Annotated in this window: 16 protein-coding genes; 3 read left to right on the top strand and 13 right to left on the bottom strand. The window is 46.5% G+C overall.

Annotation, left to right across the window (positions count from 1 at the left end; all coding sequences use genetic code 11):
- Positions 1–13: 13 nt before the first annotated feature.
- From L3C95_RS26820 to L3C95_RS26835, 4 genes are all read right to left on the bottom strand, one after another.
- The gene (locus L3C95_RS26820; RefSeq protein WP_236392608.1) at positions 14–937 is read right to left on the bottom strand and encodes a WG repeat-containing protein; all 924 of its coding nucleotides are present in this window, start codon (positions 935–937) and stop codon (positions 14–16) included.
- A gap of 106 nt (positions 938–1,043) precedes the next feature.
- A complete protein-coding gene (locus tag L3C95_RS26825; protein WP_236392610.1) occupies positions 1,044–1,625 on the bottom strand; it encodes a DJ-1/PfpI family protein in 582 nt (193 codons plus the stop codon).
- A gap of 182 nt (positions 1,626–1,807) precedes the next feature.
- Positions 1,808–3,421: a RagB/SusD family nutrient uptake outer membrane protein gene (locus L3C95_RS26830; protein WP_236392612.1), complete on the bottom strand. Its 1,614-nt coding sequence runs from the start codon at positions 3,419–3,421 to the stop codon at positions 1,808–1,810.
- Positions 3,422–3,441: 20 nt separating this feature from the next.
- Positions 3,442–6,432 (bottom strand): SusC/RagA family TonB-linked outer membrane protein, encoded by a 2,991-nt coding sequence (locus L3C95_RS26835; RefSeq protein WP_236392614.1) that lies wholly within the window; start codon positions 6,430–6,432, stop codon positions 3,442–3,444.
- 242 nt (positions 6,433–6,674) lie between these two features.
- Here L3C95_RS26835 and L3C95_RS26840 point away from each other — a divergent pair, with 242 nt between their 5' ends.
- From L3C95_RS26840 to L3C95_RS26850, 3 genes are all read left to right on the top strand, one after another.
- Positions 6,675–8,051 (top strand): DUF1080 domain-containing protein, encoded by a 1,377-nt coding sequence (locus tag L3C95_RS26840; RefSeq protein ID WP_236392617.1) that lies wholly within the window; start codon positions 6,675–6,677, stop codon positions 8,049–8,051.
- A gap of 299 nt (positions 8,052–8,350) precedes the next feature.
- Entirely contained in the window at positions 8,351–10,114 is a 1,764-nt protein-coding gene (locus L3C95_RS26845) for a DUF885 domain-containing protein (RefSeq protein ID WP_236392618.1), read from the top strand.
- A 397-nt stretch (positions 10,115–10,511) separates the two neighbouring features.
- Positions 10,512–10,853, top strand: coding sequence for an MmcQ/YjbR family DNA-binding protein (locus L3C95_RS26850; protein WP_236392620.1), 342 nt, complete (start codon positions 10,512–10,514; stop codon positions 10,851–10,853).
- 150 nt (positions 10,854–11,003) lie between these two features.
- On the opposite strand, the gene L3C95_RS26855 is transcribed toward L3C95_RS26850, so the two are convergent.
- The 9 genes from L3C95_RS26855 to L3C95_RS26895 form a co-directional block, all read right to left on the bottom strand.
- Positions 11,004–11,792 carry a sulfite exporter TauE/SafE family protein gene (locus L3C95_RS26855; protein ID WP_236392622.1) on the bottom strand — a complete coding sequence of 263 codons (789 nt, stop codon included), beginning with the start codon at positions 11,790–11,792 and terminating at the stop codon, positions 11,004–11,006.
- Between the two features lie 321 nt (positions 11,793–12,113).
- Complete coding sequence (locus L3C95_RS26860; protein WP_236392624.1) at positions 12,114–12,719, bottom strand: DUF6992 family protein; 606 nt, start codon at positions 12,717–12,719, stop codon at positions 12,114–12,116.
- 96 nt (positions 12,720–12,815) lie between these two features.
- Positions 12,816–14,183 carry an alkaline phosphatase family protein gene (locus L3C95_RS26865; RefSeq protein WP_236392626.1) on the bottom strand — a complete coding sequence of 456 codons (1,368 nt, stop codon included), beginning with the start codon at positions 14,181–14,183 and terminating at the stop codon, positions 12,816–12,818.
- Between the two features lie 46 nt (positions 14,184–14,229).
- Positions 14,230–15,444 carry a metabolite traffic protein EboE gene (gene eboE, locus L3C95_RS26870; RefSeq protein WP_236392628.1) on the bottom strand — a complete coding sequence of 405 codons (1,215 nt, stop codon included), beginning with the start codon at positions 15,442–15,444 and terminating at the stop codon, positions 14,230–14,232.
- Positions 15,431–16,594: a 3-dehydroquinate synthase gene (locus L3C95_RS26875; RefSeq protein ID WP_236392629.1), complete on the bottom strand. Its 1,164-nt coding sequence runs from the start codon at positions 16,592–16,594 to the stop codon at positions 15,431–15,433. Before L3C95_RS26875 ends, eboE begins: the two co-directional genes overlap by 14 nt.
- A 102-nt stretch (positions 16,595–16,696) precedes the next feature.
- Positions 16,697–17,599, bottom strand: a complete 903-nt coding sequence (gene eboC, locus L3C95_RS26880; protein WP_236392630.1) for a UbiA-like protein EboC — start codon at positions 17,597–17,599, stop codon at positions 16,697–16,699.
- A gap of 115 nt (positions 17,600–17,714) precedes the next feature.
- The gene (locus L3C95_RS26885) at positions 17,715–18,701 is read right to left on the bottom strand and encodes a TatD family hydrolase (RefSeq protein ID WP_236392633.1); all 987 of its coding nucleotides are present in this window, start codon (positions 18,699–18,701) and stop codon (positions 17,715–17,717) included.
- A 117-nt stretch (positions 18,702–18,818) separates the two neighbouring features.
- Entirely contained in the window at positions 18,819–19,706 is an 888-nt protein-coding gene (locus L3C95_RS26890; RefSeq protein WP_236392635.1) for an EboA domain-containing protein, read from the bottom strand.
- A gap of 381 nt (positions 19,707–20,087) precedes the next feature.
- Entirely contained in the window at positions 20,088–21,584 is a 1,497-nt protein-coding gene (locus L3C95_RS26895) for an FG-GAP repeat domain-containing protein (protein WP_236392636.1), read from the bottom strand.

Raw genomic sequence — 21,584 nt, forward strand, 5'->3', positions numbered from 1 at the left:
CCGGGGAGGGGGATTATTTGCTCTGAGCTCCTTCTGCCGGTAACGCAGCTGCCGCTTCGGGCCAGGATTCATTGCCATCCTTATCCACATAACCGATACGGCCGTTCAGCCGGATAAGGCCCCGGCCTTTCGAGTAAGTGTATGCCTTATCGTATTTCTGAGGTATCACTACCTGGTTCGCTTTATTAATGAAACCATATTTCCCTCCGGTAGCTACCGCCACCAGGCCTTCATTGAAATTGCCTACCCAGTCGTACGCCAAAGGAATCACCAGCTCTCCCTTTATATTGATAAAGCCGAATTTTTTCTCCTGCCTTACCCAGGCCATTCCGTCCCGGAAAGGACCTACCTTCTCATAAGGGGTCATCACTACCTTTCCTTTTGTGAGGTCAGCCCGGCCGCATTTTCCATCTATATACACCAGCATACTGCCATTGGTTACAAAACCAAGATGCTCATATTCAGGCTTTAAGATCATTTTCCCTTTGGAATTGACTACGCCATATTTACCGTTTACAAATACGGATACATAGCCGTCCCTCAGTCCGGCCACGTCGTCATATTTAGGAGATACCAGCTCTTTTCCCTTATTATCCAGCATGCCGGTCTTCCCATTGAGCCTGACCATAGGATAACGCCCTTCTTTCATCCAGGCAGAGTCATATTTCAGGGAAGAGGTCTTCCCATCGGCCAGCAGGAAGCCGTAGTTTTTATTCTTCTTCACAGCTGCCAGTCCGTTATGGAAGGGCGCAATGGCATCATATACAGGCGCAATGACCACCTTGCCAGCTGTATCGGTAAATCCATACTTACCGGCTTTTTCAATTTTTACCAGGAGGAGGGAATCTCCGGCTGTTTTACCAGGGGAAGTTAACGACTGGGCAGAACCCATTATAGCGGGAAACAGCAGGCACACAAGAATAGGACTCTTTTTCATAGGTAGCTGATTGTGCTACCAAAAATAGTAAAAAAAGAGGCATTTGAATATAATAAATATGTAAGCTACTCACTGGCACATAACAAACAGATCAGTAATAAGATCTTTATAACTGGATCTGTGTACCCAGTACCTTCAGGAAAGCCGCCACCCATTGTGGATGAGCAGGCCAGGCAGGGGCCGTTACCAGGTTGCCGTCTGTGACTGCTTCGTCGATATTCACGGATGCATAGGTTCCGCCTGCCAGCGTCACCTCGGGCGCCACAGCAGGATAGGCGGTCAGGGTCCGGCCTCTCACGACGTCGGCTGCAGTCAGGATCTGTATGCCATGACAAATAGCGGCAATCGGCTTATTTGCAGCCACAAACTGCTTTACGATGTCAATCACCTTCGTATTCAGGCGCAGGTATTCCGGCGCCCTTCCCCCTGCAATCATCAACGCATCGTACGAAGATACCTGCACATCTGCAAAGGATGCATTCAGTACAAAATAGTGCCCCCGCTTCTCACTATATGTCTGATCTCCTTCAAAATCGTGGATAGCGGTAATGATCTTATCTCCCGCTGATTTATCCGGACAAACGGCATGGATAGTGTGCCCGATCATTTGCATCATCTGAAAGGGTACCATTGTTTCATAATCTTCTGCGTAATCTCCTGTAATAAAGAGGATCTTTTGTTGTGACATGAACTGGGGATTTTTGGGTGCCACTAAAGTTAATGAAAAAAAGACTCCGGTAGCATATTTCTATACTACCGGAGTCAGTGGATTTTCATGAGGGAAATATTGTTCGTGTACCTCTTCTCCTGACTACTTAAACCAGGAATTCAGGCAAGTGTAAACGATGAAAGAGCCTTCTTCCTGCCCTATCAATAGTCAGGGTTTTGCGGGAACTCATTGCTTGTTCTGTCTATCTGATCCTGCGGAATAGGGCGCAGCATATGTTTTTGTTCGATGTTGGGACCACCCTGCGGATTGTGGAGGCGTACGCGCTCCAGCAACTTATTGGTACGTACCAGGTCAAACCATTGTTGCTGCTCTCCTACCAGTTCGCGACCGCGTTCATCCAGGATGAAGTCTATATTCAGCTGCGCTTCTGTGATCTTCATCGCATCGCGGTGTGCACCGGTTTCAGCTTCTGTAGCACCTGCCCTCGCGGCACGCATACGCAGCGTGTTCAGATAACCCACTGCACCCGCTCTGTCGCCTTTATACATCAAAGCTTCCGCAGCGATCAGGTAGTCTTCTGCCAGACGGTAGGCAATAAAAGGACGTACACCTGAAGCCTGGTTGTCGGGACGTAGTGCATCTGCAAATTTGTTCAGCGAAGGATACAAACGTTCTGTGTAATTACGCGGAGGCACCAGCAGATAATTCTTGCTGGCAATCTGCTCGTCAGTTACATTAACACCCGGCATGTAAACAGAAGTATCTCCTACTTTCAGCTTGGTGCTACCGGCGTTGGCAAACCATACGGTTGTGAAGAATTTCTCATAACGGGTATCGTGCACACGGTCGGCAAACAAGGTATCCAGCAGGAACTTTGTAGGACGGAAACGCTTCCATGGCGTACCATTCGCCAGGTCACGTTTCATACCACCCAATACATCGTATTGCATCAGGAAGAAACGGCAGGCATTATTGTCTGTAGCATTATACAATGCGTCTGTAGTGAACTGCACAGCAAAAACAGTCTCAGCGTTATTCTCTTTTCCTTGCGCCCACACCTGACCAACATCAGGTAACAACTGCATGCCATACTGAGAGATCACACGTGTAGCATATGTAGCTGCACTATCGTAATCGGTTGCACCCTTGGCCGCAGAAGTAGCCCTGGTCAGATATACTCTTGCCATCAGATGCTCAGCCGCAGGTTTGGTAGCCCGGCCCCATTCTGTTTGTGTAACAGGCAATGTCTGCGCAGCATACTGCAGATCGGCCAGGATCGCATTATAAATATCAGGAACCGGATCGCGATGCGCTTCGGTGACGATCTCTTTATTCTCTGTTAATCTTAACGGAACGGCACCAAACATCTGCACGAGTAGGAAATAATAATTCGCCCTGCAGAAACGCGCCTGCGCTACACCGGAACGCTTTACAGCACTATCCAGATCAGGTACCTGGTCAGCCCTTCCAATCACGACATTACAGGTATTGATAGCCTGGTAAAATGAATTCCATATTTCACGAAGGTGCGCATAACGAGGGTCCAGCTGGGATGTATACTGATTCGCAAATTTGAAATCGCCATCAGAGCCATTCGTATAAGTATCTGTTCCGAATACACTCGTTGTCATACCGCGCTCTGTACTATAAAAGCTGCGTAAGCCGGTATAGCTACCGTTTACCGCAGTCTGGAAACCAGCTGCATTATTATAAAAATCATCCGTTACAGAAGATACCACATCTTCATCCAGCATTTTATTACACCCTGTTACTATGCATGCGCATAAGAACAGGTACCAGCATATATTTCTCATAAAGAATTTTTTTTGTTGCATTAAAAAGTAGCATTGACACCAAACTGCAGCATCCAGGTAGCAGGTGCATCTACACCAATAGTATTCACGTCTTCAGGATCGATACCTTTATACTTCTGCCTGTAAGGCGCCAGGATCAGTGGCTGTTTTACATCGACAGAGAACCTCAAAGACTGCATCTGCCAGCGTTTCATAATACTGGAAGGCATTGAGTATCCAAATGTGATATTGCGGATCTTGATGAAATCGCCATCAAAGTAACTCAGTGTATTGTAGTTGTTTGGGCGTTCCTGGTTGGCATTTGGACGAGGGAAATCATTGGTATGATTTGCTGGTGTCCAGTAGTCTACATCCAGGTTGTTGTAACGGCCGAAGAGTGTATTGTACGTGGAATAAAAATCACTCTTTACCATACTACCTATACGGGCAAACGCAACGACAGACAGGTCAAAACCTTTGTAAGAGAAACGCTGTGTCATACCACCTGACCATTTAGGCTGTGGTGCCCCCAGAATGGTACGGTCTTTATCGTCCAGCTTCTTGTCATTGTTGAGGTCAGCCAGCTGTATTTCGCCCTGGTGTTGTTTATATACCTGTGCGGCGGCTTCATCCTGCCAGATACCTACTTTTTTGTAATCATAATATACATAGGTAGGCTTTCCTACAAACCAGCCGTTACCTACGTCCTGTGTTTTACCTTCACCTAATGCAAGGATCTTCTCACGGTTTCTGAACCAGTTCACATCCATAGACCAGTTGAAGCCGCCCTTTGTATCAAGAACGACGGCAGACAATCCTACTTCCCAGCCCTTGTTCTGCGTAACACCTGTATTTTCCAGTACATAGTTCACACCGTTACTGTAAGGCAGGAATCTTTGCAACAGCAGGTCAGTGGTTTTCTGTTTATATTGATCAATGCTACCGGATAGTCTTCCTTTGAAGAAACTGAAGTCGATACCATAGTTGAAGGAAGCAGTAGTCTCCCAGGTGAGGTTGGGATTACGCAGCAGGATCGGAGAAAAGCCCGTTACACCTTTATTGCCAAAGGAATAAGGCATACGTCCCAGCAGCCCCTGTGTAGCATACGGCGGAATACCGGTATTACCGATACGGCCATAGCTGGCACGTACTTTCAGGATTTCAACCCAGGATGCTCTTTTCATAAAATCTTCGCCGGTCAGATTCCATCCTACCGCTACAGAAGGGAAATACCCCCATTTGTGTCCTGGTGCAAAACGGGAAGAACCATCGGCACGCAGTGTCAAAGTCAACAGATAACGGTCGTCATAACCATAGTTCAAACGACCCATATAAGACAGTATCGTCCATGTACCAAGCTGGCTGCCAATAGCAGTTACATTGGCTGCCTGTCCGAGGTTATAATATTCCTGCCACTCTACCGGAATACCTCTTACTGAAGCGGTGGAAGAATCTTCACGCTGACGCTGCACACTGTATAATGCAGTCAGGTTCAGGGAGTGTTTTCTGATGGTCTTGTTGTAAGTCAACAGGTTTTCCACCGTATATGCCCACACCAGCTGTCCCTGTTTCGTAGCGGTAGCATCGCCACCACCTATGAGCAGGTCTGTATTCTTTTTACCCTGAAAGAGGCCATAGTTGTTCTGGAAAACGTCGGTACCGACATTGAGACGGTATTTCAATCCATCGAGGATCGTTACCTCGCCATATAAGCTGTTGAAGAAACGGATATGGCTCAGTCTTTCAACACGGTTGCCCTCCTCGTAATCCAGCAATGCATTAGGCTGCTGGTTATCGGCTGTAGGATAGGTGATCAGTTTACCTGAAGCATCGTATGGATCAGCGATCGGCAGCATTTTAAGCGAAGCGCTCATACCATTATAGGTACTGCCTTTACGCATACTATAGGTAGCCAGTGAAGACACGCCCACCTGAATGCGTTTACCGATCATCTGGTCTACCGCAACATGCAGGTTATAGCGTTCATAACTTTGTAATTTCAGTACGCCCTGATCTTTGAAATAACCGCCGGTCACTGCGTACTTAGTAGATTCGTTACCACCGCTTACACCCAGTGAATGACGGGTCTGCCAGCCCGGGTCTAACATGAGCGATTGCCAGTCGGTGTTCACACCTTTTTTAATATTAGCCAGCTCTGTAGCCGTAAATATTTTGGCATCGGAAGCATCGGGATTATTATCATCGTAAAGTCCTGCTGCACGGTTTGCTTCCCTTTTCATGGCGAGGTACTGCTGACTGTCCATCATATCAGTTCTGCCAAGTGAGTTGACAATACCATACATACCACTATAGTTCACCTGTGGTTTACCGATCTTTCCTTTACGGGTACTTACCAGTACAACACCGTTAGCACCACGTGAACCATAGATAGCCGTAGCAGAAGCATCTTTCAGTACATCCATGGAAGAAATGTCCTGTGGATTGATGTCATTGAGATTACCGGCAAACGGAATCCCGTCTACAACGTAGAGCGGATCATTACCTGCAGATAAAGAACGTGTTCCCCTAACCCTGACCTGAGGCTCATCGCCAGGTTTGTTACTGTTATTTAATACATCAATCCCCGGTGTTCTGCCCTGGAGTGCCTGTTGTGCATTGGTTACAGGAACTTCCATAATTGTTTTACTGTTGATGGAGGAGATGGCTCCGGTCACATCCTTTTTCTTTTGCTGACCGTAGCCGACTACAACGACTTCGTCGAGTTTTTTCTGGTCTTCTGCCAGTTTTACTTCAATGTCTGACCGGCCGTTCACAGGTATTTCCTGTGGCAGGAAACCAATAAAGGAGAAAGTCAGTACAGCATCTTTCGGCGCCTGTATTTTGTAGGAGCCGGTAACATCGGTCACTGTTCCGTTCTTTTGCCCCTTGACGGATATAGAAGCACCGATAATAGGATTACCGTCCGGTCCGGTAACTTTCCCCCTGATAGGAATGGATTGGGCACTGATAAATGTGCCATACAATAACAGGCATAGTAAGACGGCGCCCGCCTTCGATAACGTGTTCTTCATACGTAGAATTTTAATTTGTAACAGAATACACCTCCCTGAAAAACAGTCATTTATAAGTTCAATCAGGTTTTTCTAAAACATTTTTCAGAGAATGGGGTAGTACAAGTTAAGTAGATTAGTTATAAATTGCAAACGATTGCATAAAATCAACCTGAAATAATACCGCTTATCATAAAATTTGTGCAATCGGTTGAATAAATAGTTATCATTATTTACTTTTAAGAGTACTTTAGGTTATGGTTATGAAAAACACGTTATTGGTATGCAGCGCCATACTTATAAGCAGCTTCTCTGTCGCCCAGCAAAAAAAAGCAGAATGGAAAAACCTGTTTGACGGCAAGACACTGAATGGCTGGAAAGAAGTAAACGGGACAGCAATTTATGATGCTAAAGATGGGATGATAAACGGCACTTCCGTGGCCGGCAGCCCAAATTCCTTCCTCGCTACGGAAAAAGAATACGGTGATTTCATACTCGAACTTGAACTGAAGCTGGATGCTCCGATGAACTATGGCATTCAGTTCCGCAGTGAAAGTAAACCTGAGTATAATAATGGCCGCGTACATGGGTATCAGATGGAAGTTGATCCCAGCGACCGTGCGTGGAGTGGCGGTATTTATGATGAAGCCCGCCGTGGATGGTTGTATCCGCTGGAACTGAATCCTGCGGGTAAATCTGCATTCAAAAAAGAAGGCTGGAACAAGTACCGTATTGAATGCCGTGGCCCCGAGATCCGTACCTGGGTTAACGGTGTTCCTACTGCTCACCTGATCGATGATATGACCCTGAAAGGGTTTATCGCATTACAGGTGCACCAGATCTATAAAGAAGACGATAAGGGTAAACAGATACACTGGCGTAATATCCGCATCCTGGAAAATCCGGCCTCTTCCCAGTATTCACCATATGATAATATATATGTCGTAAATGACATTCCCAATAACATTTCCGGCCAGGAAAAGAAGAACGGGTATCAGTTACTGTGGGATGGTAAAACCAGCAATGGCTGGCGCAGGGTAAACCAGGACAAATTTCCTACGTCCGGCTGGACAATGGAAAACGGCGAACTGTCCATCCATCAGTCTAACGGCGATGAAATGGGCTCCGGCGGCGATATCGTAACTACAAAGGAATACGGTGCTTTTGAACTGGAGTTCGACTTTAAACTGACAGAGGGCGCGAACAGTGGTGTGAAATACAATGTAAAGGAGAGCTATGATACAAAAGGTAAATCAGCTATAGGGCTGGAATTCCAGGTGCTGGACGACGAGCGTCATCCCGATGCAAAACTGGGGCGTGACGGTAACAGGACCCTGTCTTCCCTGTATGACCTGATTCCCCGGAAAAATACTGATCTGAACAAAGCTGCCATAAAGAAGATTGGAGAATGGAATAAAGGGCGTATAATTGTGTATCCCAACAATCATGTTGAACACTGGTTGAATGGTTTCAAAATGGTTGAGTACGACAGAGGTTCCAAAGAATTTAAAGACCTGGTAGCGATCAGTAAATACAAAAATTGGAATAACTTTGGATTGTGGCCCGAAGGACACATCTTATTGCAGGACCACGGCAATACAGTGTCATTCCGTAGCATAAAAATCAAAAATTTAAGATAGGTTAACAAGTTCGGTTTGTTAATTAAGCTAATTTTGCATTCGTTTGCTGGCTTGTCCAGGCAGACGGGTTGATAAAAGTAAGCTCCGTATATGCAGGTTTGTGGGATAAAGTATCACGGAATCAATTACTTGCCTTTACTATAAATTTATAATAATGGCTTTATCAACTGATGAAAGAGTTTTCATTGTTCACTGTTCTATATAAAACATTCCGATTCTTCGGAGTGTTTTTTTTATGTTTATTCTATCCGGAAGCATATAACGTACCGAAATATATCACCTTCATCTAATCGCAACACATGCTAAAGACTAACTACGCCCTTTTGCTGGCAGTGACGATCTTTTCAGCCTCCTGCTCAGGACCGGGTAAAACGGCTGGAAATAACGCTCCGGATTCATTACATCATCTTGTTCAACACTATTATGATGAGAAAATGGAACTCTTTCCCATGGAGGCTACCATGAATGGAGAACATCAGTACGATGGGCTGCTGCAAATTGATATCGGCGAGCCTTTCCGGCTAAAACTGGATAGCTTTTACACCCGCTATCAGGAAGCGTTACAGGGAATTGATACATCAACACTCAATAATAATGACCTGATCAGCTATTCCATGCTGCAAAGGGAAATCTCCGTAGGTAAGGAAGGTCTCCGCTTTCCGGATTACCTGATGCCTATCCAGCAGTTCTGGGGCCTAACCCTTACGCTCCCTCAATTTGGTTCAGGTACAAGCGCCCAGCCGTTTAAGAACAAAGCAGATTATGAAAAGTTCATTCAGAGAATGAAAAGCTTTGCACAATGGAGTGATACAGCTATTGCAAACATGCGGCGTGGTATGTCTACCGGATATGTATTACCCAAAGCCCTTGCATTGAAAGTAATACCCCAACTTGCCGACCTGGCGAAGCAAGACAGTAACAACGTATTTTATACTCCTTTACGGCTCCTGCCGGCCGACATTGACAGCACAGGTAAAAATGACCTGCGCACAGCTTACAGGGCGGCTGTTGAGCAATATGTACTTCCCTCCTACGCTAAACTGCATGACTTCATTGCTAAAGAATACCTGCCGAAAGCACGGACCAGCAGCGGTATTGACGGTCTGCCAAACGGAAAAGAATGGTACATGCATCTGATCAGATACTGGACAACCACTGATCTGACGCCCGATCAGATATTCGCTACCGGTGAAAAAGAAGTAGCCCGTATCAGAAGAGAGATGGATTCCGTGAAGAACAGCACCGGTTTTACAGGCGAACTACCGGCATTCTTCAACTTCATCCGTACAGATAAACAGTTTAAGATATTCACCGCTCCTTCGCAGGTACTGGATTCATTCAGGGCCATCGAGCAAAAGATCATGCCTGCCGTAAAACAACTATACGGACATCTGCCCAGAACAAAGTTTGAGATCCGCCAGACAGAAGCTTTCCGTGCAGCGTCTGCCAGCGCCGAATATATGCAGGGAAGTCCGGACGGCTCCCGTCCCGGTATTTTTTATGTGCCTATCCTGGACGCGTCTACTTTCAACTATACCGGAATGGAATGTCTTTTCCTGCATGAGGCCATTCCGGGGCACCACTTCCAGATTTCTATTCAGCAGGAGAATGATTCCCTGCCTAAATTCCGCCGTTTCAACTGGATCGGTTCCTACGGCGAAGGATATGCATTATACTGTGAAAGCCTCGGTAAAGACCTCGGTGTCTATACCAATCCCTACAGTTACTTTGGTCATCTCTCAGATGAGATCCATCGCGCCATCCGCCTGGTTGTGGATGTAGGTATGCACTCCAAAGGATGGACCAGGGAGCAGGCTATCCGATACATGATGGACAATGAGCCCGTAAGCGAGCATGAAGCTGTTGCTGAAATAGAACGATATATGGCCATACCTGGTCAGGCCTTGTCTTACAAGATCGGCGAGCTGAAAATTCGCGAACTGCGGGACAAATACAGTCATTCTACTGGATTCAGTATGAAAAATTTTCACGACGAATTGTTAAAAGATGGTTGCGTACCGCTAAGTGTGCTGGAGGAAAAAATGGCCAGGCGGTTTAAGTAACTCATCCATAAGGCGCTGATAGTCCATAGGTGATAATCACTAACTTATAGTATTTTTTTAAACTATAACAATTGTGGTGGTCATTGCCTGTGGACTACCTGTTTAAGGACTTGTCAATATCAGTTGTTAACGAAAAATATACATCCCGCTTTGGGAAAAGATACTTAAATTTATAGTAGGAATAGAGTCAGGAACCTCGAGGTTTTAGGTTAGTTGTCCATCAGCTATACACAATCACACAACATATCCGGAACAGACCCTCATGTCTGGCAATGCTGGAATAAGAAGACAATCAACAAACCTTTTACCATCATTTGTTGTTTCAATTTCTTGATTGCGCTTTATATTTTCCACTCGACTATTTTTTAACTTTTAAGCTGCCAGTATTATGTTTGACATGACCCTTAATTACTGTCTCGCATTTCCTGCCGTAACGCAGGAAGAAAAATGGGATGAAGATCTGCGGTTCTCCGTAGGAGAAAAGTTATTCTGCATGATCTCCAAAAATGAACCGCATCGCATATCCTTGAAATGCCGTCTGGAAGATTTTCATCGTCTTATTTCACAACCGGGCATCGTGCCGGCTCCATACCTGGCGCGCTACCACTGGGTACAGATAAGATCACTGGATACTTTACCAGTGCATGAACTACAGTCGCTTCTTCAAAATGCGTATGATCTTGTGGTGAGTACATTACCTCCGGAAGAACGGACGCAGATCCGGAAAGAAAGAGTATAACGAGGAGGTAATGCATCGGTGCTATGAATACAAGAGGAAGTTCTGCGTATAGCGCCTGGCAGCGCCTATAATATTAAAAATGGAATGGCTCGCTTTGCGAGCCATTCGTGTTTTCTCTACTTCCAGCATATCCCCATGTCCCCCATTTGGTTATTTCCAAAGTGTATAAATGATGTCGTATACCCCAAATATGATCAGCGTGCAGGCAAACAATTTCTCCAGCAATGGAGACTTCATTTTCACCGCTGTTTTAGCACCCAGATAGGAAGAGGGAATAGCCGTGAGAGACAACAACAATGCAATATTCCAGTCAATATGCCCCAGCCACCAATGTGCCAGCGCTCCCGGTATCGATAACAGGGCAGACAGCACAATAGAACAGGCCAGCGCCTGCTTGATAGGCATATGCAGTTTTTTGATAAAGAAAGAGCTGAACAGTACACCTCCTGCATTGGCCAGCAACCCGGACAATAAGCCAATACCCAGAGAGGCCATTACAATGAGCGTATGATGATCTTTTATTGCATCTACGGCATGTTCTTCTTCATGAGCTTTTTTGCGCAGGAAGGAGAACAATAGAGAGCCCCCTATTGATACAATAAACAAAGCGGTCAGGATCATTAAAGTTTCTCCCGGCAGGAACTTGCTCAGCCATGCACCCGCCAGTGTGGCCGGTATACCGAACAGCGCACCGGTAATGATAACCTGCCTGTTAAATAACTTCTGACGACTATAAACAGTGGTTGCAGATATTGTACTGGTAATAGCCGCAGGTAACGGGGAAGCTAACGCATAGAACGGATTGACCCCTGCGAAGATCTGTAAGGCAGGGGTACTCACCGCACTTCCTCCCTTGCCCAGTAAACCGGAGAGATAACCGACAATAACGCCGATAAGTAAAACGACCAGATAATCGGTCTGTTGCAATAATGTGATCATAAAATACTTCCTTTAGCAAACAGGCCTTGGTGTGGAGCCGGGGCTGCTAATTATTTAAATGGTTGGTCTATGTGAATTACAGGTATCCTCTTCAGTTACATCGATGTTTTAATGGAAGGACAAGCCAAAGCTACAGCACTGGTATGGGTTCAACAAAATTCAGGACAGGGTGTCAGTATTACTAAAAGTTATCGCAGATAACCTGAGGTAATGATTTTGACAGCAGCGGCTTACACCCGTGTATAACCTATCTAGCCTACTAAATCTATGATTTGAATAAGTTCACTATAAAAAGGCAAAATGAGAAGATATAGGCGAATATTACCAACTATACACCATTCCCACCCCTCCAGGGGCCACGCTCAATTGCAGTTCATTAAACCGCTGGAACAATCTCTTGCCGTGCGCATGGTGCAGTGTAAAGTTAACACCGTCATAGAGTAAAAGGAAAGCACCCTGTAAGATGAAAGAGTTACCATAACCTTTCCAGCGGTCATGCGCCCTTCCTGTGAGTTTCAGTTTGCCACGCTCCCGCATAAATAACCCGCCGGCCATATAGGCCAGGTCCAGCGCACCATTGATCATGAAGATCTTTTCTATCTTATGCTGTTCCTGCACGCTTCCCTGCCAGTTATATTTTCCCGGGTCCAGCCTGCGGTTACCAAGATAACTGGCAGTCGCGATACCCAGATTTATAACACCCCATACGGCATTCATCTGGTGGAAATACTTTGCTTCTCCTCCGGCAGTACTATTGCCGATCAGTCCCGTCGTAATGTTCGCTACTCCCCATCCGCCAAGTACCAGCATGGCAGTTTTGGTGCTGTTGATCCGCTGCTTGTTGTATTGATAAAGGAAGGAATTGTCCTGTGCTGAAGACACACATGTAAGCAGGAGCATGCTTACTGAGAGGAAGAGTAGTTTCATGGGGTAGTGTTTTGGTATATATACGGAAAAACGAAGGATCAGGAATTACAAAAACACCATCGCGGGTATTGCCATTCCTGATCCTTTATTTTCAAGTTATCTCGTCAGTGCATTCCAGATCACACCGTAAATATCCGTAGCAGCCAGTTCCTGCCCCTGAGGCACCCGGCCTGATATAAGTACAGGGTGATTGGCTTTATCTTCGGAAATACGCCCGTGAGAGCCTTTTATCAACGTTGCATCTAATGGTATCACATTCATGAGGTAGCGGAAGCCCAGTTTTTTCTTCAGCAGTTTAAATCCTGCTTTCAGTTTGATCAGGGGATCGGCAGGGTTCATGAACATTTCTACCGGATCGTATCCCGGCTTCTTATGGATATCTACCAGGCGGGCAAAGTCCGGCGCTTTGGCATCATCCAGCCAGTAATAGTATGTGAACCAGCTATTAGCATCAGCTACAAGTATCAGTTCACCGCTACGTGAATGGTGCAGATGATGTTGCCGTTTGCCTTCTCTGTCAAGCACCAGTTCTACTCCCGGCGTATTTTCCACAATACTGCGGACCTTCTTATAAACCGAAGGATCATTTACATATACATGTGCAATCTGGTGGTCTGCTACTACAAATGCTTTTGAAGCACCGGCGTCCAGCAGTTCCAGTCCCCTTTCTTCCCTGACCTGTATCAGGCCTTCCTCACGGAACCGGCGGTTCAGGTGAATAGGATGATTGACATTGGTAATGCCATATTCAGACAAAATGATCACCTCACAACCTTTTTGCTCATAGAACTCAACCAGTTGCTTACATACGGCATCAACTTCTCCCAGCTCTTTGCTGATACGGTTGAAGTCCTGCCCGAATTTCTGCAGGCAGTAGTCCAGGTGCGGCAGATAGATCAGTGTCAAGGTCGGGTCATACAGGTTATCCGTTATCATCGACGCATCAGCGATCCATTGTGTGGACTTGATATTGGCCCCTGGTCCCCAGAACTGGAATAAAGGGAATGTACCCAGTTCCTTCTGCAAATGATCGCGCAGGGATGCCGGATGAGAATAGCAGTCCGGCGCCTTTCTGCCGTCAGCCAGGTATTGCGGACGAGGAGTGACGGAATAATCGGCGGTGGAATACATATTGTACCACCAGAACATTTTTGAGCAGGTAAAGGAAGGGTCAAGCCGTTTGGCCTTGTCCCAGATCTTGGGAGCTTCCACCAGTTTATTGGACTGCTTCCAGAATTTAACTTCACTGTCCTGTCTGTCGTACCAGCCGTTGCCAACAATACCATGTTCTGAAGGCCATTGTCCGGTAACATAGGTACTCTGTACGGCTGTGGTCACGGCTGGCACCATGGGTTTAATGGTCGACAAATGCTGCCGGCTGACATATGACTGCAGGAAAGGTGTGTGAGTACCTATCAGAGAGGAGGATAGCCCTACTACGTCAATTACTACTGTTTTTTTCATGAGAGTGGCGCCGTTAGGATATGTGGGTCAAAACTAAAATTCAAGATCAATTGTTCAGCTGTTGCAACACCCAGTGCAGTTCCCTCGATATGGACCTGTCCATGGGCAACTTCAGATCAGCCGGCAATACATCCCAGGTATAAGTCTCGACTTCCATGTGTTGTGTAAATGGTTGTTTCCGTTGTAATTCTAATACTTTCTCTATATCGGAACGGGTAGATGATAATACGCCGTAACTTTCGATAAATACCGGCACATGAAAATGCGAGCGCCATTCTTCCACCACCGGATTCGCAGCATCTTCCAGTGCCTGCGGAAGATCCGGATAATGTATATACCCGTCTGCCTTACGCGCTACCACCTGGTGCAGATAGGTTGTTTCATTAAACTCCCTGAAGGCATCGATCAATGGCCGTCTTGCCGCCATTTCCGCCGGCAGCAAAGCCTTTACTGCAGCGCTGATCTGTATCTTGCCCACTTTTAAGCCATGCTCATCCAGTTTCTTCAATACACTTTCTGCTGATTCATATACCAGTGCAAAATGGCATACATCATAGCATAGCTGCACATGCGCTTTTATACTGGCGCGAGCCTGGTCTTCACTCATTCCGAACTTATCCTGCAGAAAAGGCACACCATATGGCAACAGATAGTTCAGGTACCAGTACAGATATTCCTGCGAATTTTCCATTAATCCATCGGGCTCTGGTTCAATATCCAGGTGCATCAGGGGGCCGCCACCCCGGTGGGTGCGTACCAACTGTTCTACTACGAGCAATACTTTGAGGGTGGCGTTTTCCATAACCGCCTCCCTTTCTGTTTCGCAACGTACATGCCACAATTTATAGGTGAGTGGAGAAGTCGAGATGCCTCCCTCCATGCCCTCGGGCAGCAGGGCCGCCAGCAGGCGGAACAGGCGGATGGTATAGGCTACCCGCTCGGCCGTTGTCCAGTCGGGCGTGTGTACCTGGTCTTTTACAACAGTATGATGGAAGCCTCCATAGGGAAATCCATTCATCGTGAACACATAACAACCTTGTGCCTGCAGCCACTGCTTAAATTCAAGCAGGGCCTCCTCTTTACTCAGTTCCAGACTGGCAGTATTAGATAAGCGCAGTCCGATACCAAAAGGTTTATCAGGAGATACTTCCTGTTTTACAGCCGGGACGAATTGCTTGAGTTGCTCAAAATGAGCACTCCAGTTCTCACCCGGGTGAATATTCGTGCAATAGGTTAAATACGAATGGTCAGTTACTTGCATGGTTCACTTTTAAATGCTCTATAGCTTTATTCAGTAACACTTCATCTATTACATGTACCTCTGCGCCCTGTCCGATCGCTTTCAACAAACAGATAGTGAGACGTCCGCCCAGGTGTTCCCGGAACTCCTGTAAGCCTTTAATAACAGGCGACGAAACACCGTTCTGCATTTCCAGCAAAGGATGATAAACAGGCAGTTGCAGCGCCACCAGCAAACGGACGATCCTTTCAGCTGCAGCTGCATCGATCCATCCTAACAATGAGGAGTATACGCTGTCAACCGCTATCCCTATTGCGACCGCTTCTCCATGACGTAATGCGAAGTCTGTCAGTTGTTCCAGCTTATGTGCACTCCAGTGCCCGAAATCCAGCGGACGGGAAGAACCGCTTTCAAACGGATCACCACTTCCACCGATGTGCGCCATATGCAAAGCGGCACAGCGGTATACCAGCTCCTGCATCACAGGTAAATCATTATTTACCAGCGCCGCTGCATTGGCTTCCAGCCATTCGAAGAAAGGAGCGTCTTTTATTAACGCTACTTTCACAGCTTCTGATATACCTGAGCGCCAGTCCTGACCCGACAAAGTGGTAAGGAATTGTGCATCGTTAAACACTGCCGCGGGCGGAGCAAACGTCCCAAGGAAATTCTTCTTTCCCCGGTAGTTAATGCCGTTCTTCACACCCACCCCTGAATCGTTCTGCGACAATACGGTGGTCGGTATACGGATATGGCGCACTCCTCTGTGTGACACGGCAGCCACCATTCCCACCAGGTCAAGTACAGCGCCGCCACCGATAGCTACCACAAATGAATGACGGTCTATGCCTTGTGCATCCACATGGTCTATCAAACGATAAAAAAGTTCCTGGTCGTTCTTGCAGGCTTCACCACCGGGTACAAGGATCACATCTCCTGCTATCTTAAAACCTTCTATCTGTTGTAAATAAGCGGCTATTTCTGTCGTAAGCGCCGGATGGGCTTTAGCTACTCCATCATCTAAAATAAAAAGTAGCTTCTTGGTGAGTCCAGGTGTAATCTGGGACGTTAGATAATTCCGGAATTCCGGATTAGATGAATTGAAAAGGTACCGGGTAAAAAAGACCTTATAAGAATAATCGACACTAAAAGTCTGTTGAATACTCTGCATGGATAATCGCTCTGATGTTTCTTTCGTTTAATGAATCGTCAAACAGACCGTTAAAGTACAAAATTTAATTGCTATGACGAATTACGAATGACGAACGAGGAATCAGGTTACTGCAAACGCTCTCGCCATCAGTAATGACAATGGCAATAATATCAATACCAGTAAAGCATGAGGTAAGGTAGAAAAAGCTGCTACCCAGGCGGCATTCATTGCTATCAGGGCAATAATGCCTCCTTTTACCGCTTTTCCTATATTGGGACCGGAGGGGTCCTTCATGGCCCGGAATAAAGGCAGATTAATCATGAGCGCAAAAAGGATGACAAATGGCGCCGCTATAAGAATATGCCCGTTTATCGCTGCCAGTACCAGCATGGTACCGTATACCAGCGCATAACAAAGGGCGGCAATACGCAATGTACGTTTACTTCCTCCGTGTACTTCTCCCCTGCTGATAGCGGTCACAGCGGCTATATAAATCACGGGAATGATCCCCAGCCACCAGTACTTATTCAGGGCAGCGGCGACCATGCTGATCCCCATCAGCAGGTTTAATCCACGGCATAAACCCATATTCACAGGCCCCCAGGAGAGATGTTTTCCCCATTTGTCATATATCAGGGCAGAAGCGGCAACGCCCAGTGCGAAATAGCCGGTGATACGGCTGACGGTAAAAGCCGCCAGTATTCCCACCAGCAAAAGATAACTTCCCAGTACTATCGCTTCTGTAAGCGAAATAACACCACTTGGTATGGGACGTTCAGGACGTTCTTTCTTATCCAGCTCGGCATCCATCACATCGTTAAACACGACTCCCCCGCCATATAGTCCGATGGTTGCCAGGCACATACAAATGACAGGCAACAAATGGTCCAGGTAACTGGACACTTCGGAACCGAGGAAGCCGGAAATAGCAACCCCAGCCAATATATCTGCTACAGCAGTTACTATGTTGGCGGGCCGCATTAAACGTAAATATCCTAACAACTTGCTTACAATATAATTCACCGGGCTCGGGTTTTCTCCAAGTAGGCAACACAGATCACTGGTTATGTAAGGGACACAGCAATGTTTCTGTATCACTACATAGCGAGGGATATCCGTAGTACAAACTTGTAACGATTTATCTAATAATATTAGATTGTTTATCTATTCTTGGCTGCTGGCCACCGCGCAGTACGGTGCTCCCGTTAAATTTCAGACTTTGATCAACGTCCTTGACCGTGTCAAAATCCGCCTCGTCCATCTGACCACTTTGAGCGAAAGCAGTTATAGCATTGCGGAAAGTTACCAAATGAATGTCATTCAAGTCAATACCACTTTCGTGCATGAGCGCCGCAGTTTTTGGTACAGCCAAGGGGTCGCTGATGCCCCAGTCGGCGGCAGAATTTACCATTATGCGCTCACTACCATACTGTTTTACGATTTCCACCATGCGTTCATTACCCATTTTAGTAAAGGGATAAATAGTGAACGCTGCCCAGAAACCACGGTCTAATACTTCTTTAACCGTTTCCTCATTGTTGTGATCTACAATGACCATATGGGGGTCCAGGCCATGCTCCAACGCAATATCCATACTACGTTGAGTGCCTTTTTTCTTGTCCCGGTGCGGGGTATGTATCTGAACAGGGAGCCCTGCTTCTTTAGCGAGTTCAAGCTGTGCGCGATAGTATTTTTCTTCAGCAGCAGTCTGATCGTCAAAGCCGATCTCACCAACGCCTACTACGCCCTCTTTATATATAAATGAAGGTAATATTTCCATTACAGCCTCAGCCAGCCGCTCATTGTTGGCTTCTTTAGAGTTGAGACCGATAGTACAATAATGCTTAATACCGAACTGAGAAGAACGGAATCTTTCCCAGCCAATCAGGCTGTTAAAATAATCACGGAAAGTATCCACACCTGTGCGTGGCTGTCCCAGCCAGAAGGCCGGCTCTATGATGGCGGCTATTCCTGCATCCGCCATTGCCTGATAGTCATCCGTGGTGCGGGATGTCATATGTACATGAGGATCAAAGAAACGCATGCCTTTTATGCGTTCCAAATAGGAAGAAGGCGTGGCGATAGGTTGAAATTCTTTACCTGTTAACTCATGACTGCTACACATATCTTATTCTTTTTATCGAGACCTGTAAATTGAAGAACCTGTTGAGAAAACTGCCCTGGCGGGCTGAGTTACCATTGTGCAAGTTACTATTATATACACTGAAGGTGTGATACACGTTTATGCTATTCGGGCTGCAATAGTGTCCCATGTCAGCTGACGGGTGGCTATTTCTTCTCTAAGTGTGGCCGACTGCTCCAGCAGCTGCTGTGCCGCATCGTATGTACTTGAAGCGCAGGCTAATGCAGCTGCCTCTTTTTCGACATTCACTTCAGAATGCCATATACGTTGTATATCCGGGAAATTGTCAGCATTAATAAATGGCCCTACCAGCCTCCACAACATAGGATGCACCTTCCTGCCGGCAGCCCAGCGCTCATGCGCGTAATCTGTAAGGATAGCGGCAAGGTTTGAGTTAGCCCTTTCATCCAGACCTGCAATCTGATGGATCGGCTTATCTGTAAAAAACGCTTTCATTACCAGCTGGTTCCAGGCCGGCTCTTCCAGGTTACGTGCAGGATAACTGTTATGTAACATTACTGCTTCCTGTACCGGACCAATATTCGAACGGATACCTTCCGTGGTACGGAACACCCATGCTTCCGGCCACGCCAGTACCGGCAGGGCTGCATACAGTGCCGCCTGCTCGTTCATATCAGCTGCGTCAAACAGCCCTTCTATCACCCTGATATACGCATCCTTGTCTGCTGCCGGGAACTGTAATAACCACCAGATCCTCACCAGCTTATCTAACGTATAACCCTGTATGAAAAAGTTGGTATCGTCAGACAGCTCAATATGTGATGTGGCAGACTTTAGGGGATGTTTCCCCATGAACCGCGGGATGGCGGTGAAAGTAAGATTGAAACGCTGTGCACTTACTGGTTCGCCCAGTTTCTCCTTTTGTTGTTGTAACCAGTTGAGCGCCTGTTCTGTACTGTTTTGCTCAATGATCCGGTATAATAACGCGTCGAATTTATTCCTATCGTAATAATAAGCATGTTCCATCGCTCCGGTTGAAATTTATCCAGGTTAAAGTTAGCTGAATAAGCATTAAAAAAAATGGAAAACTGTGATAGATGGTGTAGTAAATAAAAGAGAGGCACGGTGTGCCTCTCCTTCCGCCATTCTAAAACCTGATCAGTTCAATCAGGAGTATCTTGAAAAACAATAATACCGCGGAGATTATTGCTTTATAAATTCAGTATTGTTTACAGGGAAAAAGAAATGCTACACGTAGATTAAACTGAGTAGTTTAAGCAGCATAGATTTAGATTTTTGCCTGACATTGCTTATGCAATATAAGTATTTATTTGTTACAACTGCAATCGAATGCCCAAAAAACTGATCCCTCGATTACTATTTTTAAACTGAGCAAGTGTAATTGGCTCATTTTGTTTTATTTCTAAGCATTCTAAACGGAATGTTAACGTCCCAGTCCGGCTTAAAATCCTCCTGGATAATGAACCCTTTTGAGTAGTTTCCCAGCACTATATCTGCATCACCATCCCTGTCATAATCTCCGACATCCATACAGATCCACCTGCCTGCTGTTTGCAGTGCCGGCATAACGTGTGGCATAAATTGCAGCGGTTTATCCTGGGTGAATAATATGAACTTCTCTGCCTGCCGGTGCTTCAGGTCAGCAAAGAACGCAATGCTGGCAATATCCAGGTCGCCGTCCAGGTCAAAGTCGGCCGCTATAGCCTTTGTACAGCCATTCACAGGATAAAACCAGGCCTGCTCAAAAGTGAAGTCTCCCTTATTCAGGTACAGATACACGCCATGAAAGGGTTTCAGCTCCATAGAATAGTCTCCGTTATCTCCGGAGGTATATAATATATCCAAAAGACCATCCTTATTCATATCCACCACCTGAAAGCCAGTAGAACCCTGCACTGGCGGAAAACGTAATAACTGCTGCTGTTTAAAGCCGCCCTTATGATCATTCAGGAACAACCAGATGCCCTCATCCCCATAGGCAAATAATGCCATGATATCCGGCCAGCCATCCTTATCAACATCTTCCACCACACTATGGATAGCACCCGGCACCTCCCATACGGCCCGTTTGGTGTATTCCTCATCCGCCGTCTGCTGCAGCACATACAATCCTCCGTAATTATGCCCAAAGCCACATACCAGGTAATCCATCCTGCCGTCTTTATTAAAGTCGGCCGCTATACTCTGCACCGGACGGGGTAATCCCATTCCTATCGTTTTTACCTGCCGGGCTTCTTCCTGAGCAGGATGCACCTCCCACAGTACGCCCGTGGGCACATCTACTGCCCGCATGTTACCGATGCAGGTGAGCAGGGCGGTATCAGCCGCACGCCAGTTCATATCTACTGCCGTAGATTGTAGTTTGATGGCGGGTAATGACTTCAACTGCCTGTCGCATTTGTAAAGGGTAGCGCCGTATTCTGCGGAGGAATAAATATCACCGGTAAACGGATTTATAGACACCATCGTAGTCGTGGCAGTCTGCCTATGCCCTGCTGTATCCGGCTGCAACAGGTCAAACAGTTGCAGGTCTTCCGCCAGCGGCTGTGGTGCCTTTGCTGCTGTCAGGGTATCGGGCGCCAATTCCTGGTACCAGGCAACAATGTTCTTCCAGTCTTCGATACTGATGTTAGCAGCACCATTCACAGGCTTAGGGAAATACTCATTCTCCCGCCATACGCCAATTCCCAGCTTAGGCGCCATTGCCGGCAGCACATGCTGCATCCAGGTCACTTTGTCCAGCATCGTCGGAGACACAGGTAAATGACAACTGCCGCAATATTTTTCAGCGAGGAGTTTTCCTTTTTCCTGTTTGCTCAGGGAACACGAGGAGTATGTTATGATGGATGCTATAATGAGAATGAAAGGGAGTAGTGTTTTCAA

Source organism: Chitinophaga filiformis (assembly GCF_021646545.1).
GTDB classification, from domain to species: domain Bacteria; phylum Bacteroidota; class Bacteroidia; order Chitinophagales; family Chitinophagaceae; genus Chitinophaga; species Chitinophaga filiformis_A.